Origin of the sequence: Nonomuraea sp. NPDC050153 (assembly GCF_044460125.1) — a bacterium.
Taxonomy (GTDB): domain Bacteria; phylum Actinomycetota; class Actinomycetes; order Streptosporangiales; family Streptosporangiaceae; genus Nonomuraea.
Map to the genome: position 1 here is coordinate 63,151 of NZ_JBITJQ010000030.1, position 16,776 is coordinate 79,926.

The window sequence follows — 16,776 nt, forward strand, 5'->3', positions numbered from 1 at the left end:
GTCCACCGGTTCATCGAATCGAGACGACGCGGCCGCGACACGGCCTCTTCGTCTGGGTATGCGTATGGCTGGTGGCCGGCACGGCAGTGCGGGTGCCGTAATTTCGCCGGCTTCCGGGGAGGAGAAACGAGTGACCGAGCGCAGCGAGGGCACCGATGAGCAGCGCAGCGCCGTCGTCATGAGGGAGGACGCATGACCGGCCAGGGCTTCGGAGTGGTGCGTCCGCTTCCCGGTAACGGGCTGGTCGCCTACGCGGGCGGGCTGCTGCTGGTGTGCGACGCCGGCGAGGCCGCGGCCGACGACCTGCTCGACGCGCTGCGCGAGACCGCCGCCGCCGGCGGCGACGGCAGGGCGCTGGCCCGCCGCGCCGCGCAGGTGCTCGCGGCCAACATGGCGGGCGACCCGGCCACCTGCGCCGTCGCCGGCCGGGTGGGGGAGGGCGTGGCCGTCCTGGTCAGCGGCTCGGCCGCGGCCGTCATCGGCACCCCCGGCGGCGAGACGCGGCTGGCCGGCAGCGACTCGCTGACCTGGGCCGACCGGCTCGTGTCCGGGCCCGTCGAGCGGGTCGAGCTGAGCCTGCCCGGCGCCGGCACCCCGCATCCCGCGGTCCGCTTCGACGGCGGCGTGGTGCACGGCGGCGGCCTCGTGGGCGACCTCGCCGAGCAGTCCTCGGCGCCCGCTCCGTCCAGGCCGCTCACCAGCGAGATGCCCGCCACGGCCTTCCACCTCGAGGCCGACCTGGTCCCGCAGCCGCCCGCACCGGTGGAGCGGCCTCCCTACCCGCTGGCCGACCAGCCGCCGGTCGTGCCGGGCCCGCCGTCGGGCCCGCAGCCCGCGCCGGTGGAGCAGTCTCCGTACGGCCCGCCGCAGGACCAGCCGCCCTACCTGACGCCGCAGGAGCAGCCGGCCCCCTTCTTCGCGCCGCCGCAGGAGCAGCCGCCGCCGCTGCCGGAGCAGCAGCAGTTCCCCTCCTACGACGAGCCGCCCCCCGGCAACGGCGTGGCCGACCAGCCGCTGCCGCAGCACCTGGGCCCGGCCGACCACTTCGACCAGCCCCCGCCACCCGTGCTCGGCCCGCCCGACCACTTCGACCACCCGGGCCCGCCGCCGCAGGAGCAGCAGCAGGACCACGGTGACCGGCCCCTGGTCTACGGCGTCGACTGCAAGAACGACCACTTCAACGACCCCCGCTCGCCCTACTGCGCGGTCTGCGGCATCGCCCTGGTCCAGCGCACCCTCGTCCCCTACAAGGGGCCGCGCCCCTCGCTCGGGGTGCTCATCCTCGACGACGGCACCGCGCTGCCGCTGGAGAGCGACTACCTGCTGGGCCGCGACCCCGAGCGGGCGCCCGAGGTGGCCGGCGGCACCGCCAGGCCCGCCAAGGTGACCAGCCCGGACGGCTCGGTGTCGCGCCGCCACCTGCGGGTGGCGCTCGACGGCTGGGACGTCAACCTGGTCGACCTGGGCTCGGTCAACGGCACCCAGATCCAGCCGCCCGGCGACCCCAACTTCTACGACATCCCGCCGAACGAGCCGGTCACCATCGCCCCCGGGACGACGGTCCGGGTCGGGGTCTCCCGCACGCTCCGCTTCGAGGCGCACCGGGGATAACCCGGCTGCCCGAACGCCCGCGTCCCCGCCCCGGGGCCGCGGGCGTTTCCGTATGCTCCCGTCACGGCGCAGGGGGATCGCGGGCGTTCCCGTACGGCGCTGTCAGGAGATCGCGGTCGCTTCCGTACGCCGTCAGCGCGCAGGGGATCGTGAGCCTTCTCGTACGCCGCCGTCAGGGGGCCAGGAACTCGCGGGCGCCGCGCAGCCTCGTGCGCAGCCGCCGCTGCGTGGCCGTGCAGTCCAGCCGGACCTCGAACGGGCCGCCGAGGCCGGCGTCGGCCCGGCGACCGGCCGGCAGGCGGGCCGGGTCCAGGCCCTCCCCGCGGGCGATGAGCACCCCCAGCTCGTGCCGGTTCACCGCGTCGCACCCCGCGACGTGCAGCATCCCCGAGAGACCGCGCGCCGCCGTCTCCACGAGCGCCGCCGCGAGGTCGCCGACGTGCACGGGGCACTTCACGTCGTCGGTGAACAGCACGCCCGCGCCCCGCCCCGTCGCCAGCGAACGCACCCGCGCCTCGTGCCCGGAGCCGCCGTCCCCGACGATCAGGGACGTCCTGGCGACCGCCGCGTCCGGCAGGATCGCGCGCACCGCCGTCTCGGCAGCGGCCTTGGCCGCCCCGTACGGGCTGAGCGGGTCGGGCGCGCACGCCTCGTCGTAGCGCGCGGCGACCCCGGAGAACACGGCGTCGCTGGAGACGTGCACCAGCCGCCCGCCCAGCCGCGCGACGGCCACGGCGACGTGCGCGGCGCCGTCCGCGGTGGCCGCCCAGTCGGTCTTCCCGTACGCCGCGTTGACCGTCACCTCCGGCCCGAACGCGTCCAGAGCGGCCGCCACGTCCTCGCGCGAGCGGACGTCCAGCCGCAGCCACCGCGTCCCGGGCCGCTCCTGGGGCCGGGCGGTCAGGTAGGTGGCGCCCACGTCGTGGCCCGCGGCCACGCAGAGCCGTACGAGCTCGGCGCCGAGGAACCCGCTCCCGCCCACGATGAGAATCTTCACGGACGGCCACGTTACCCGCTCGCAGTAAGCCCACGATTTACTGATAAATGAGCAAATATTGGTAAAAACTCCGGCGGGTGGGGTGCGCGGGAAGCGGCCATTCCGCCCCCGATCCGGACGGGCAACCGGTCGTCCCTTACCCCAGGATCCGGTCGCCTCCAACGGGCCGGCCCGGCGGCTGGGCCGGACGGAACGCCCGCACCCCCCGCAACAGCCGTACCGCGGCCTCCAGCCCGCTCGCCGCCTCCAGCGCCCGCCCGGCGGCGGTCGCGAACCGGCTCAGCAGATGCTCGTCCCCGTCGCCGAACGCCCGCCCGGCGACCCACACGAATGTGTGGTCCCGCGTCGCCAGCGGCAGGGGAGCGGCCAGGAAGCCCGGCTCGCCCACCGTCGCGTCGCGCGCCAGCCGGACCGTCGCCGGCACGGTCGCCAGCTCCTTCAACACCCCTGACTCGGCCAGCCACCTGCGGACGCGCAGGGGATCGCCGGGAGGGGCGTAGGTATGGATCGCGTCGGCCTCCAGCCGCAGGGCGTCCACGTGTACGAATCCCGCGTAGGCCGTGCCCGTGACGGCGGCGGCGGTACGCGCCAGCCGGTCGAGCAGGTCGGCGGCCTCCAGGCAGGAGAACGAGGCGATGAGTTCACGCATGGCGGCATTGACATGGTTGTATGGCATCGCGGTGGTCCCTCGGGGGGAGGAGAGTTCGCGCGGCCCGGTCGCGCGAAACTGACGTCTGAAGTGCGGTGCCCTGACTATCACCCTCGACGCGGCTCCTGACTAGCCCTCAACAGGAAATCAGGATTTCTCCCGCCCGGAGCCCGCCCGGAGCCCGCCCGGAGCCCGCCCGCGCCCGTCGCGGCGCGTCAGGCGGGCCGCAGGACCGACCATGCCACGTCGTCCACCCGCGTCCCGTCCTCCTTGACGAACAGCCCGCGGTGCACGCCCTCCCTGCCGAACCCGGCCCGCTCCAGCACCGCGTGCGAGGCCGTGTTGCCCGCCTCGGTGCCGGCCACGATCCGGTGCAGCGCCGTGTTCGCGAACGCCCAGTCCACCAGCAGCCTGACCGCGCGCGTCATGAACCCCCTGCCCCGGAACCCGGGCACCAGCGAATATCCCACCATGGCCTGCCCCAGCGAGGGGACCACGTGCGCCAGCTGGATGTGCCCGGCGAACGCCCCCGACGCCGCGTCCCTGACGGCCAGCTCGATCCGCTGCCCCGACACCCACCAGTAACCCGTGTACCGGCAGCGCCGCTCGTGCTCCTCCAGCGTGCCCGTCGGCCCGAAGTGGTAGGCCGCCACGGTCGGGTCGGCCAGCATCCGGTGGAAGTCGGCGGCGTCCTCCACGGCCAGCGGCAGCAGCCGCACCACGCCGTCGCACAGCTCCCCGTCCGCGAAGAACGGCAGGTACGGCTCCGGCGCCACCCCGTCCCCCGCGATCCGGGCGAAGGAGACCATGTCGACGTAGCGGCCGTCCCGCAGCCGCTTGGCGTCCCGCCGCCGCCCCTCCTCCAGGAAGCCCGCCTTGACGGCCACCCGCAGGCTCGCCACGTTCTCCACCGCGGCCTGCAACTCGACCCGGCGCACCCCGTGGTCGAAGGCCCAGTCGGTGACGGCCCTGGCCGCCGTCGCCGCCACGTTCCTGCCCCGCGCCCACGGCGCCACCATGTAGCCGATCGAGGCCACGCCCCAATGGTCCGGCACGCGGAGGCCGACGGAGCCGGCGTACCGGCCGTCCTGCGTGATCACGAACTCGGCGCCGCCGTCCGACCACCTCGCCGCCGCCTTCTCCAGGTAGCCGCACGCGTCCTGCGGCCCGTACGGCGACGGGAGCAGCGGCAGGAACCGGGCGGTCACCGGGTCGTTGCACACCTTCACGATCGCCTCGACGTCCTCCTCCGCGGGAGGGCGCAGGATCAGGGGGCCGGTGGAGATCACATCGCGCGGGAGCATCCCCCATAGATACCGTGCGTCCGGACGCCCTCGAAAGCCCTATAACCTTGCGGCCATGGGTTTCCGCAGGCATGGGCCTTTCCAGGCGGGGGATCAGGTGCAGCTCACCGACCCCAAGAACAAACGCCACACGATCACGCTCAAAGAGGACGGCGTCTTCCACACCCACAAGGGCGCCATCCCGCACAGCGATCTGATCGGGCAGCCTGAAGGCTCTGTCGTGCGCTCCTCGGGAGGCACCCAGTACCTCGCCTTCCGCCACCTGCTGCAGGACTACACGCTGGCCATGCCGCGCGGCGCGGCCGTCATCTACCCCAAGGACGCCTCGATGATCGTCGGCATGGCCGACGTCTTCCCGGGCGCGCGGGTGATCGAGGCCGGCGTCGGCTCCGGCGCGCTGACGTGCTTCCTGCTGCGCGCCGTCGGCCCCGACGGGCACGTCACCTCGTACGAGCGGCGCCAGGAGTTCGCGGACGTGGCGAGCAAGAACGTGGAGAAGTTCTTCGGCGGCCCCATGGACGACAACTGGCGCCTGGTGGTCGGCGACCTGGTCGCCTCCATCGACGAGGCCGACGTCGACCGGGTGATCCTCGACATGCTCGCCCCCTGGGAGTGCGTCGACGCCGCCGCCAAGGCGCTCACCCCGGGCGGCGTGATCTGCTGTTACGTCGCCACGACCACCCAGCTGTCCAAGACCGTGGAGACGATTCGCGATCACGGGTGTTTCACGGAGCCGCATGCGTGGGAGACCCTGGTTCGCGACTGGCACGTCGAAGGGCTCGCGGTAAGACCCGATCATCGGATGATCGGTCACACGGGATTCCTCGTCACCGCCCGCCGCATGGCGGACGGAGTGACGCCCCCGCCGAGACGCCGTCGACCGAAGGGGACCACCGAAGAACTATGACAATTTGGCCACGAGGGTGCGTTGGTGCGTGACACGGGAACAGATTGTCGTGTTCCTGTGCTGGGAGTATTAAACGCACTATTGGGGATTAATCACCGAACACTGAATGTCACTCTACGAACACTGCCCGGCCAGGTTACGGAGGGGCCCGAGATAGGTAAGGTCCTTAGTAGTCGCCCTCGACTGGGAAGGAGGTGACGGGGCGTGGCAGCTCGCGATGATGCTGAGGCTCGAGCCGCGCAGCGCGAACGGGAGGTCGCTGATCTTTCAACACAGGTCTCCTTCCTGCAGGAGGAGATCACCGCGCTGAGGCGGAAGCTGGCCGAGTCACCCCGTCAGGCCAGGGTCCTCGAAGAGCGTCTCCACGAGGCGCAGGCGAATCTCGCGGCCGTGACCGGCCAGAACGAGCGCCTGGTCGCCACACTCAAGGAGGCCCGGGACCAAATCGTCGCTCTCAAGGAGGAGGTCGACCGGCTGGCGCAGCCGCCATCCGGCTTCGGCACCTTCCTCGAGGCCAGAGAAGACGGCACCATCGAGGTGTTCACCGGCGGCCGCAAGCTCCGCGTGAACGTCAGCCCTGCCGTCGACATCGACTCGCTGCGGCGTGGCCAGGAGGTCATGCTCAACGAAGCGCTCAACGTGGTCGAAGCCCTCGGCTACGAAGAGGTCGGCGAGATCGTCATGCTCAAAGAACTGCTCGACGAGGGAAAGCGGGCCCTGGTCATCTCGCACGCCGACGAAGAGCGCGTCGTGCGACTGGCCGAGTCGCTGGTCGGCCAGCCCATCAGGGCAGGCGACTCGCTCCTGCTCGAGCCTCGCTCCGGCTACGTCTACGAGCGCATACCCAAGTCCGAAGTCGAAGAGCTCGTCCTGGAGGAGGTCCCCGACATCTCCTACGAGGAGATCGGCGGCCTCATGCGGCAGATCGAGCAGATCAGGGACGCCATCGAGCTGCCCTACCTGCACGCCGACCTGTTCCGCGAGCACAAGCTCCGGCCCCCCAAGGGCGTGCTGCTGTACGGGCCGCCCGGATGCGGCAAGACGCTCATCGCCAAGGCGGTCGCCAACTCCCTGGCCAAGCAGGTCGCGGAGAAGACCGGCCAGTCCGGCAAGAGCTTCTTCCTCAACATCAAGGGCCCCGAACTGCTCAACAAGTACGTCGGCGAGACCGAGCGGCACATCCGCCTGGTCTTCCAGCGGGCCAGGGAGAAGGCCTCCGAGGGCACCCCGGTGATCGTGTTCTTCGACGAGATGGACTCGATCTTCCGCACCCGAGGCTCCGGCGTGTCCTCCGACGTGGAGAACACCATCGTCCCTCAGCTGCTGTCGGAGATCGACGGCGTCGAGGGCCTGGAGAACGTCATCGTCATCGGCGCCTCCAACCGCGAGGACATGATCGACCCGGCGATCCTGCGGCCCGGCCGCCTGGACGTCAAGATCAAGATCGAGCGGCCGGACGCCGAGGCGGCCAAGGACATCTTCTCCAAGTACCTCATCGCCGACCTGCCGCTGCACCCGGACGACCTGGCCGAGCACTCCGAATCCCGCGAGGGCACCATCCAGGGCATGATCCAGAGCGTCGTCGAGCGCATGTACACCGAGAGCGAGGAAAACCGCTTCCTCGAGGTGACCTACGCCAACGGCGACAAGGAAGTCCTCTACTTCAAGGACTTCAACTCCGGCGCGATGATCCAGAACATCGTCGACCGAGGCAAGAAGATGGCCATCAAGCAGTTCCTCGAAACCGGCCAGAAGGGCCTGCGGGTGCAGCACCTGCTCACGGCCTGCGTGGACGAGTTCTCCGAGAACGAGGACCTGCCCAACACCACCAACCCCGACGACTGGGCCCGCATCTCCGGCAAGAAGGGCGAGCGGATCGTCTACATCCGCACGCTCGTCTCCGGCAAGCAGGGCACCGAAGCCGGCCGATCCATCGACACCGTCGCCAACACCGGCCAGTACCTGTAGAACCCCTCGAACGGGAGGGCCGCCACGGCCCTCCCGTTCGCATGTCCGGACCCCCGGCCCGCGGGCAGCGCGACGACGCCGAAGGTGACACGGCCGATACGCATGCACGCCGCCCCGATCAGGCGCACACTGGGCTGATGACCACGCTCAAACGAGTTGACGTGCACGTCGAAGGCGTCGTCCAGGGCGTCGGCTTCCGCCCCTTCGTCCGCTCGCTCGCCAGCCGTCTGGGTTTGGCCGGGCGCGTGCGCAACGACGTCGACGGGGTGCACATCGAGATCGAGGGCGCTCTGGCGGGCGTCGAGGAGTTCCTGACCGCGCTCGAACGCGACGCGCCCGCCCTGTCCGAGATCGAACGCGTCACCGTCGTCAGCGCCCGGCCCGCCGGCCACCGCGGCTTCACCATCGCCGCCGGCGTCCCGTCGGGCCCGCTGCGCCCCCTCGTCTGCGCCGACCGCGCCACCTGCGACGACTGCCTGCGCGAGCTGGCCGACCCCGCCGACCGCCGCCACGGCTACCCGTTCATCAACTGCGCCGGCTGCGGGCCCCGCTTCACGATCGTGCGCGGCGTCCCCTACGACCGGCCCCTGACCACCATGGCCGGCTTCGGCATGTGCCAGGCGTGCGCCGCCGAGTACCACGCCCCGGGCAACCGCCGCTTCCACGCCCAGCCCACCTGCTGCCCCGACTGCGGGCCCCAGCTGCGGCTGCGCGACGCCCGAGGCACCGAGCTGTGCGGCGACCCCGTCGCCGGCGCCGTCACGCTGCTGCGCGCCGGGCGCGTGCTCGCCGTCAAGGGCCTGGGCGGCTTCCACCTCGCCGTGCCCGCCGCCGACGAGCGGGCCGCCGCCCTGCTGCGCGGCCGCAAGCACCGGGAGGAGCAGCCGTTCGCCGTCATGGTGGCCGACCTGGCGCAGGCGCGGCGGCTGTGCGAGATCGACGACCACGCCGCCGAGCTGCTCACCGGCCGTGCCCGGCCCATCGTGCTGCTGCCCCGCCTGCCCGGCGCGCCCGTCGCCGCCTCCGTCGCGCCCGCCACCCGCAGCCTCGGCCTCATGCTGCCCTACACCGCCCTGCACCACCTCCTGCTCGCCGAGCTCGCCGAACCCATGGTCCTCACCGGCGCGAACGTCTCCGGCGAGCCCATCGCCTACGAGGACGACGACGCGCTGACCCGGCTCAGCGGCATCGCCGACGCCTTCCTCGTCCACGACCGCCCCATCCACGTACGCACCGACGACTCGGTCGTGCGGCCCATGGCCGGCGAGGTGACCGTGCTGCGCCGCGCCCGCGGGTACGCGCCCGAGCCGCTCGCCCTGCGCTGGCCCGCGCCCCGGCCGGTGCTCGCCTGCGGCGCCGAGCGCAAGAGCACCTTCTGCCTGGTCCAGGGGCGGCGCGCGTTCGTCTCCCAGCACATCGGCGACCTGGAGAACCACGAGACGCTGCGGTCGTTCGTCGAGGGCATCGACCACTACTGCGGCCTGTTCGGCATCCGGCCCGAGGTCGTGGCGCACGACCTGCACCCCGGCTACCTGTCCACCCGGCACGCCATGGAGATCCACGGCGCCGAACTCCTCGGCGTCCAGCACCACCACGCCCACATCGCCTCCTGCCTGGCCGACAACGGCGACCCCGGGCCCGTGCTCGGCGTCGCCCTCGACGGGCTCGGCCACGGCCCCGACGGGGCCCTGTGGGGCGGCGAGTTCCTCCGCGCCGACCTGACCTCCTTCGAACGCCTCGGCCACCTCGCCCAGGTCCCCATGCCGGGCGGGACCGCCGCCGTCCGGCAGCCCTGGCGCATGGCCGCCGCCTACCTCGGCGACGACCACCCCGGCCTGGACGTGGCCCGCCGCAACCCCTGGGCCGACGCCCTCGCGCTCGCCCCCGCCGCCCCGCTGACCTCCAGCGCGGCCCGCCTCTTCGACGCCGTCGCGGCGGTGCTCGGCATCCGCGACAAGATCAGCTACGACGGGCAGGCGGCCATCGAACTCGAACAGCACGCCGACCCGGCCGAGCGCGGCACGTACGAGGCCGGGATCGCCTGCGGCGACCTGCTCGTCGTGCAGGGCTCCGACCTCGTCCGGGCCGCCGCCGCGGACCTGGCGGCCGGGGCATGCACCCGCGCGATCGCCGGCCGCTTCCACAACGGCCTCGCCGACGCCGTCACCCGCGCCTGCGACAGCCTGCGCCACTCCACCGGGCTGTCGGCGGTGGCGCTGTCGGGCGGGATGTTCCAGAACGCGCTGCTCCTGGAGGGCACCGTGGCCCGGCTGCGCGCGGCCGGGTTCCGGGTGCTCAAGCACGTGCGCGTGCCGCCCGGCGACGGCGGCGTCAGCCTCGGCCAGGCCGCCGTCGCCGCCGCCCGCGACCGCGCCTGACCGCCCACCTGTCCCTCAGCGGCCCCTCATCGGTCCTGTACCGGCACCGCACCGGCACCGCACCGGCCCCTTCATCGGCCCTTCATCCGCCCCGCACCGGCGCGGAGTGGCGGGCCGGGGGAGAGCGGCGGGCCCGCCTAGCATGGCGATCATGGAGTACCTCAACCCTGCCCGGACCCCGTACACCGCGCACGACCGCGCGCTCATCGGGACCGAGCACGCCCGCCAGGCCCGCGCGCACTTCGCCCGGCACCCCTCCTACCGGCCCACGCCGGTGCACACCCTGCCGGGCCTGGCCGGGACCGAAGCCGTCCACGTCAAGGACGAGAGCGGGCGCATGGGGCTGGGCAGCTTCAAGGCGCTCGGCGGCGCGTACGCCGTGCACCTGCTCGCCGAGCACGAGGGCGGCGGCACGCCGTTCGTGTGCGCCAGCGCGGGCAACCACGGGATCTCCGTCGCCTCCGGAGCCGCCGAGGTCGGCGTGGACTGCGTCGTGTACCTCAGCGAAGGCGTCCCCGAGGCGTTCGCGCAGCGGCTGCGCGGGCTCGGCGCCGAGGTGCGGCGCAGCGGCGAGGACTACGAGGCCAGCATGGCCGCCGCCGTCCAGGCCGCCGAGCGGCACGGCTGGCGGCTGGTCGCCGACAGCTCCTGGAACGGCTACACCGGCATCCCGCTCGACATCATGCGCGGCTACACCGTCCTGTTCGACGAGCTCGCCGACCCCGGCGCCCTGCCCGCCGTCCCCCCGGAGACCGGCAGCCCTGCCGCGTCCTCAGGGGCGCCCGCCGGTCTTGAGGCGTACTCGGGCAGCCTCAACGGCTCCTCGGCCGCGACCGGCGGCCACAGCGCGCCCCGGAGCGCCGCGGGCGCGCCCACCCACGTGTTCGTCCAGGCCGGCGTCGGCGGGCTCGCCACCGCCGCGGCCGGATACGTGCGCGACCGCTGGGGCGAACAGCCCAAGATCGTCGTGGTCGAGCCGGAAGGCGCGGCCTGCCTGCTCGAAAGCGCCCGCGCCGGCGAGCCCGTACGCGTCCAGGGCGGCCACACCACCCTCGGCCGGCTCGACTGCCTGGAGCCCTCCCTCATCGCCCACCAGTTCCTGCACCACCTCGCCGACCTCTACATGACGATCACCGACGAGCAGGCGGCCGACGCCGCCCGCCTCCTCGCCGGGCACGGCGTGCACCTGTCGGAGTGCGGCGCCGCCGGAGCCGCCGGGCTGCTCGCCCTCACCCCGGCGGCCCGCGACGCGCTCGGGCTCGACGACGCCTCCCGCCCTCTGGTCGTGGGAACCGAGGGTCCGGTGGAACCAAAGTGATCCAGGTGACGTCAAAAATGGCGTGCACGCACCTAACCGGCCCAAGCATGCTCGGGGGGACGGCCGGTTGGCCGAGCTCGACCTCCTGCGTTTCATCGCCGCCCTGGCGGTCGTCGCCTTCCACTACCTGGTGGCGTACGCGTCCGTCTGGGGGGCCAGGCCCGCCGCGCTGTTCCCGCCGCTGGCGCCCTTCGCGGGGTTAGGCATTCTCGGAGTCGAGCTGTTCTTCATCATCAGCGGGTTCGTCATCCTCATGACCGTGTGGGGGCGCGGCCTCGGCGGGTTCGCCCACTCCAGGCTCGTCCGTCTCTATCCCGCGTACTGGCTCAGCCTCGGCGCCACCGCGGCGCTCTACGGGCTCACCGGCGCCAAGGCGCTCGACCCAAAACTTTCACCAGGCGAATACCTGGTGAACGCCACCATGTTCCAGCGGTTGTTCAAGGTCACCGACGCCAGCCAGGTCTACTGGTCGCTCTGGGCGGAGCTGCGCTTCTACCTGCTGATGGCCATCCTCGTGATCATCGGGGTCACGTACGGGCGCGTCCTGATCTTCTCCGGTGTCTGGCTGGTGGCCGCCTTCGGCGCCGACCGGCTCGGCAACGAGATCGTCAACGAGATCGTCATGCCCGACTACGCGCCCTACTTCATCGCCGGCATGTCCCTCTACCTCATTCACAAACGCGGCAGCGCCTGGCTCCCGTGGCTCTACGTGGCCGGCGGGTACGCCCTGTCGATCGGCTCCGCGCTCGACCGGGTGCACCGGCGCGTCGACAACGTCGGGTTCAAGAACATGCCCGTCACCGACGTCAGCGTGATCATCACCATCACGCTGATCTTCGCCGTGATGGCCGTCGCCGCCCTCGGGCTGATCCGGCTCAAACCGTCCAAGACGCTCACCGCGCTCGGCGGCATCACATACCCGCTTTACCTGTTCCATGGCGTCGTCGCGGTGGCCCTCATCCCAGTGCTCACCGGCCTCATGCCCCCCTGGGCCGTCGCCACCACGACCGTCCTGACGGCCGTGGTGCTGTCGTATCTCGTGTACTCCTTTGCCGAACGCCCCATCCAGCGGCTACTCAAGCCTCGCAGACCCCCGCAAACCCCATCAGCTCCGGCCGTACAGGTTGAAAAGGCGTCGGTGCCATAACTCTGTGGCCTTGGGGCACTGTGAAGGGCATAGGCTCGGGCATATAAACGGCGGATAGACAGACCCGGACGAACAGAGGGTGTTGGATGACGGTGCGTCGGGTGATGGGCATCGAGACCGAGTACGGCATCTCCGTACCCGGCCAGCCAGGCGCCAACGCGATGGTGACCTCCTCACAGGTCGTCAACGCCTACCTGGCCGCCTCGGCGGCCCGGGCGCGCAGGGCCCGGTGGGACTTCGAGGAAGAAAACCCGCTACGCGACGCGCGCGGCTTCGACCTGGCCAGAGAGGTCGCCGACCCCAGCCAGCTGACCGACGAGGACCTCGGCCTGGCCAACGTCATCCTCACCAACGGCGCCCGGCTCTACGTCGACCACGCCCACCCCGAATACAGCTCGCCCGAATGCACCAACCCCCGGGCCGCCGTCATCTGGGACAAAGCCGGCGAACGCGTGATGTACGACGCCGCCACCCGGGCCTCCGCGATCCCGGCCAACGCCCCCATCCAGCTCTACAAGAACAACACCGACGCCAAAGGCGCCTCCTACGGCTGCCACGAGAACTACCTCATGCGGCGCGCCACCCCCTTCGCCGACATCGTCCGGCACCTGACCCCCTTCTTCGTCTCCCGCCAGGTCGTCGTCGGCGCCGGCAAGGTCGGCATCGGCCAGGACTCCCGCGGCGAAGGCTTCCAGATCAGCCAGCGCGCCGACTTCTTCGAGGTCGAGGTCGGCCTCGAGACCACGCTCAAGCGGCCCATCATCAACACCCGCGACGAGCCGCACGCCGACCCCGAGAAGTACCGGCGGCTGCACGTGATCATCGGCGACGCCAACATGTCGGAAATTTCGACATATCTGAAGCTGGGCTCCACCGCCCTCGTCCTCGCCATGATCGAAGAAGGCTTCCTCACCCGCGACCTCGCCGTCGAGAACCCCGTACAAGCCCTCCGGGCCGTCTCCCACGACCCCACCTGCCGCTACGAGATCGCCATGCGCGACGGCCGCAAGCTCACCGCCGTCCAGCTCCAGATGGAATACCTCGAACAAGCGCGCAAATACGTCGAAGAGCGAGGCACCGCCCAAGAGGAGATGAACAAGGACATCCTCGACCGCTGGGAATCCGTCCTCACCCGACTCGCCGAAGACCCCATGCAGCTGTCCCGCGAACTCGACTGGGTCGCCAAACTCGAACTCCTCGAGGGCTACCGCACCCGCGACAGCCTCCCCTGGTCCCACCCCAGGCTCCAGCTCGTCGACCTGCAATACTCCGACATCCGCCCCGACCGCGGCCTCTACAACCGCCTCGTCGCCCGCGGACGCATGCAACGCCTCGTCACCGAAGACGAAGTCCAGCGCGCCGTCGAACACCCGCCCACCGACACCCGCGCCTACTTCCGCGGCCGATGCCTGCGCCAATACAGCGAATCCGTCGCCGCCGCCTCCTGGGACTCCGTCATCTTCGACATCCCCGGCCGCGAATCGCTCCAGCGCGTACCCACCCTCGAACCACTGCGCGGCACCAAGGCCCACGTCGGCGAACTCTTCGACCGCTGCCGCACCGCCGCCGACCTCGTCGCCGCCCTCACCGGCGGCGACTAGCCCCTCTGAGGGGAGACCGGCCCTTCGGCGGCCGGTCTCCTACAGCAGGCCCACACCCAGCGTCAGCGTGCCCACCGCCAGGCACGCCCCGCCCGCCACCGTCAACCAGATCAACCTGCTCGGCTTCGTGTCACTCGGACGCACCACCGACAGGAAGAAACCCAGCGGCATCAGGATCGGCGCGGCCACGATCAACGTCCGCGTCAGGGCCTTCACGCCCTCCGGCAGACCCGCCTGGTCCACGTAGAGCATCGCCACCAGGGAGAACAGCACCAGCACGCCCGCATGCGCGTGCCCGGCCCGCCACAGGCCGCGCCGGACGGGGTTGTCCAGATAGCCGGGGACGTCGCGCATCAGGAACTTCAGCAGGGTGACGCCGCCGAAGGCCACGCCGGGGACTGTGATGAGGAGCACACCAGCCGTGCTCAAGGATGCGGGGGACATCGGAACCTCCTCGTGTGTCGGTGGATCCATTATTGGATAGCTTGACTATCTAGTCAAGGCGGCAAGATCGCTGGGCGATCGGCGCGAAATGTCGCCCGGTTCGGGGAAGATATGCCTAGAGGCAGTCCCCCAACCGGAGGTAGGACATGGCAACCAAGGACACCGGCGGCCAGAAGCAGACCGGTCGGCGCGAGACCGAAGTCGAGGAGACCGAGGCCTCGGCGGCGCCGGACGTTCAGGAGCGGCAGGAGAAGCTCACTGACGATGTCGACGCAATTCTGGACGAAATCGACGAAGTTCTCGAAGAGAACGCAGAGGAATTTGTCAGGTCATACGTACAGAAGGGCGGGCAATAGGGGATAAATCGGACATCGGAAAGGAGGGGATCGGTGGAGACGCCGGATGGGTTCAAGCGGTGCCCGGACTGCGGGGAGGAAAAGGAGGTCTCCGCGTTCGGGCGCAATAAGCGGATGGCCGATGGGCTGGCGCGATATTGCAAGGCCTGCTTCCAACGGCGTCACACGCAGAGTTACCGCAAGCGCATGGAGGAACAAGGGAAGACCGTGCGTGAGCGTGTTGAAGTGCCCGATGGGCAGAAATACTGTCCCCGCTGTGCGGAGATCAGGCCGATCAGCGACTTCGGAAAGAACAAGTCGGAGAAAGACGGGCTCACTCATTACTGCAAGCCGTGTCATAACCGAGTGATGCGCGAGAACCGCATCAAGCACCATGGCAGCACTCGCAACTACCACCTGAAGCGCCGTTACGGCATCACCGAGGACGACTTCGAGCGCATGCTCGCCCACCAGGGCGGGCTCTGCGCCGTCTGCCGGGTCGTGCCCGGCACGTTCGTCGACCACAGTCACGCGACCGGCCAGGTCCGGGGCATTCTCTGTTTCAACTGCAACAACGGGCTCGGCCACTTCGGCGACAATCTGGTGTTGCTGGAGTTGGCGGCCCTTTATCTGGACGGGGAGATTCTCTGGCCCGAGTTCGTGGTCCTCCCGCGGCCGCGTGCCTCCGATGAGGTGGCGCCGACGCGGAGTTATCACCTGGCGCGGCGATATCAGGTGCGGCATGAGGACGTCGAGCGGATGATCTCGGCTCAGCATGGTTTGTGCGTGGTGTGCTGGGATCGGCCGCCCGAGCATGTGGACCATTGCCATCGCACCGGGGATGTGCGGTATGCGCTGTGTCTGCCGTGCAATACGGGGATCGGGCAGTTCCGGGATGATCCCGGTGTGGTGTGGCGGGCGCTTTCTTATGTGGAGGCGACCGTTGAGGAGTTCGACGACGTCGAGGTTTCCGAGGAGGAGTTTCGGGGGTTGGTCGAGGCTGAGGAGAGGCTTCGGGGGGAGTTCTATTCGACGGTGTCGAGGGTGGGCTGATCGGCTTCGGGGAGGGTGTAGTCGACGGCGACGCCCAGGAGGCGGACCGGGCGGGTGAGGTCGAAGCGGGTGAGGATGGTGAGGGCCGCCTGCTGGACGGTGGCCGGGTCCGTGGTGGGGGCGGGGAGTTTTGACTGGCGGGTTCGGGTGAGGAACGGGGTGAAGCGGACCTTGACCGAGACCCGGGTGATTTCGCGGGCGGCTTCGCGGGCGTCGTGGGCGACCTGGGTGGCGAGGTCGGCGATGTGGCGGGCGATGTCGGTTTCGTCGGTGAGGTCGTGCTGGAAGGTAGTTTCGCGGCTGTGGCCGCGGGCGATCCAGGGTGTGGTGACGACTTCGGCTTCGCCTTTGCCGAGTGCGAGGTAGCGGTACCAGGGGCCGTTGGTGGGGCCGAAGTGGCGGGCGAGGTGGGCGGGGTCGGCGGAGGCGAGTTGGGCGACGGTGTGGAGGCCGAGGGCGGCGAGCTTTTTGGAGATCTTGGCGCCGATGCCCCAGAGGGCGTCGGTGGGGCGGTCGTTCATGATCTCGGCCCAGTTGTCGCTGGTGAGGCGGTAGATTCCGGCGGGTTTGGCGAGGCCTGAGGCGAGTTTGGCCTGGTGTTTGTTGTCGCCGATGCCGATGGAGCAGGACAGCTGGGTGCGCTCTTGTACGGTTCGGCGGATGGTGCCGGCGAGGGTTTCGGGGTCGTCGGTGGTGGCGCCGAGGAAGGCTTCGTCCCAGCCCCAGATTTCGACGCGTACGGGGAATTCGCGGAGTACGGCCATGACGTGGGCGGAGGCGGCTTCGTAGGCGGGTGGGTCGCTGGGCAGGAAGATCGCTTCGGGGCAGCGTTTGAGCGCGGTGCGCAGTGGCGTGCCGGAGTGGATGCCGTGTTCGCGGGCTTCGTAGGTGGCGGTGGCGGCGACGGTGCGGGGTTGGGTGGGGTCTCCCGAGCCGCCGACGACGACGGGTTTGCCGCGGAGCTCGGGGTGGCGGAGGAGCTCGACGGCGGCGATGAACTGGTCGAGGTCGACGTGGAGGATCCAGTCCCTCATGGTCCCAAGTATGTCGTGGGGTGGTGTGGA

Annotated in this window: 14 protein-coding genes; 9 read left to right on the forward strand and 5 right to left on the reverse strand. The window is 70.7% G+C overall.

Translation table 11 applies throughout. The features are described from left to right. Positions 1-192: 192 nt before the first annotated feature. Complete coding sequence (locus tag ACIBQ1_RS46410) at positions 193-1,611, forward strand: FHA domain-containing protein (RefSeq protein WP_397287655.1); 1,419 nt, start codon at positions 193-195, stop codon at positions 1,609-1,611. Between the two features lie 172 nt (positions 1,612-1,783). On the opposite strand, the gene ACIBQ1_RS46415 is transcribed toward ACIBQ1_RS46410, so the two are convergent. From ACIBQ1_RS46415 to ACIBQ1_RS46425, 3 genes are all read right to left on the reverse strand, one after another. Further along, positions 1,784-2,608, reverse strand: a complete 825-nt coding sequence (locus ACIBQ1_RS46415; protein ID WP_397287657.1) for an SDR family oxidoreductase — start codon at positions 2,606-2,608, stop codon at positions 1,784-1,786. Between the two features lie 136 nt (positions 2,609-2,744). Beyond that, positions 2,745-3,257, reverse strand: a complete 513-nt coding sequence (locus ACIBQ1_RS46420; RefSeq protein ID WP_397287659.1) for a hypothetical protein — start codon at positions 3,255-3,257, stop codon at positions 2,745-2,747. Positions 3,258-3,472: 215 nt separating this feature from the next. Continuing rightward, positions 3,473-4,561: a GNAT family N-acetyltransferase gene (locus ACIBQ1_RS46425; protein WP_397287661.1), complete on the reverse strand. Its 1,089-nt coding sequence runs from the start codon at positions 4,559-4,561 to the stop codon at positions 3,473-3,475. A gap of 55 nt (positions 4,562-4,616) precedes the next feature. Between ACIBQ1_RS46425 and ACIBQ1_RS46430 the strand changes: the two genes are divergently transcribed. The 6 genes from ACIBQ1_RS46430 (at position 4,617) to dop (ending at position 13,880) form a co-directional block, all read left to right on the forward strand. Further along, on the forward strand, positions 4,617-5,468 hold the full coding sequence (locus ACIBQ1_RS46430; protein ID WP_355377500.1) for a tRNA (adenine-N1)-methyltransferase: 852 nt from the start codon (positions 4,617-4,619) through the stop codon (positions 5,466-5,468). Positions 5,469-5,672: 204 nt separating this feature from the next. Further along, complete coding sequence (gene arc, locus ACIBQ1_RS46435; RefSeq protein ID WP_397287663.1) at positions 5,673-7,436, forward strand: proteasome ATPase; 1,764 nt, start codon at positions 5,673-5,675, stop codon at positions 7,434-7,436. A 137-nt stretch (positions 7,437-7,573) separates the two neighbouring features. Next, positions 7,574-9,814: a carbamoyltransferase HypF gene (gene hypF, locus ACIBQ1_RS46440; protein WP_397287665.1), complete on the forward strand. Its 2,241-nt coding sequence runs from the start codon at positions 7,574-7,576 to the stop codon at positions 9,812-9,814. Between the two features lie 151 nt (positions 9,815-9,965). Further along, positions 9,966-11,132 carry a pyridoxal-phosphate dependent enzyme gene (locus ACIBQ1_RS46445; RefSeq protein ID WP_397287667.1) on the forward strand — a complete coding sequence of 389 codons (1,167 nt, stop codon included), beginning with the start codon at positions 9,966-9,968 and terminating at the stop codon, positions 11,130-11,132. A 67-nt stretch (positions 11,133-11,199) separates the two neighbouring features. Next, positions 11,200-12,279 (forward strand): acyltransferase family protein, encoded by a 1,080-nt coding sequence (locus ACIBQ1_RS46450; RefSeq protein WP_397287669.1) that lies wholly within the window; start codon positions 11,200-11,202, stop codon positions 12,277-12,279. A gap of 86 nt (positions 12,280-12,365) precedes the next feature. Further along, complete coding sequence (dop, locus tag ACIBQ1_RS46455) at positions 12,366-13,880, forward strand: depupylase/deamidase Dop (protein ID WP_397287671.1); 1,515 nt, start codon at positions 12,366-12,368, stop codon at positions 13,878-13,880. Positions 13,881-13,919: 39 nt separating this feature from the next. On the opposite strand, the gene ACIBQ1_RS46460 is transcribed toward dop, so the two are convergent. Beyond that, positions 13,920-14,324, reverse strand: coding sequence for a hypothetical protein (locus tag ACIBQ1_RS46460; RefSeq protein WP_397287673.1), 405 nt, complete (start codon positions 14,322-14,324; stop codon positions 13,920-13,922). Positions 14,325-14,470: 146 nt separating this feature from the next. Between ACIBQ1_RS46460 and ACIBQ1_RS46465 the strand changes: the two genes are divergently transcribed. Then, positions 14,471-14,680: a ubiquitin-like protein Pup gene (locus ACIBQ1_RS46465; RefSeq protein ID WP_188194040.1), complete on the forward strand. Its 210-nt coding sequence runs from the start codon at positions 14,471-14,473 to the stop codon at positions 14,678-14,680. Positions 14,681-14,713: 33 nt separating this feature from the next. Beyond that, positions 14,714-15,712 carry an endonuclease VII domain-containing protein gene (locus tag ACIBQ1_RS46470; RefSeq protein WP_397287675.1) on the forward strand — a complete coding sequence of 333 codons (999 nt, stop codon included), beginning with the start codon at positions 14,714-14,716 and terminating at the stop codon, positions 15,710-15,712. On the opposite strand, the gene ACIBQ1_RS46475 is transcribed toward ACIBQ1_RS46470, so the two are convergent. Then, positions 15,685-16,746: a DNA polymerase IV gene (locus ACIBQ1_RS46475; RefSeq protein WP_397287677.1), complete on the reverse strand. Its 1,062-nt coding sequence runs from the start codon at positions 16,744-16,746 to the stop codon at positions 15,685-15,687. The two genes, ACIBQ1_RS46470 and ACIBQ1_RS46475, sit on opposite strands and share 28 nt — an antisense overlap. Positions 16,747-16,776 lie beyond the last annotated feature (30 nt).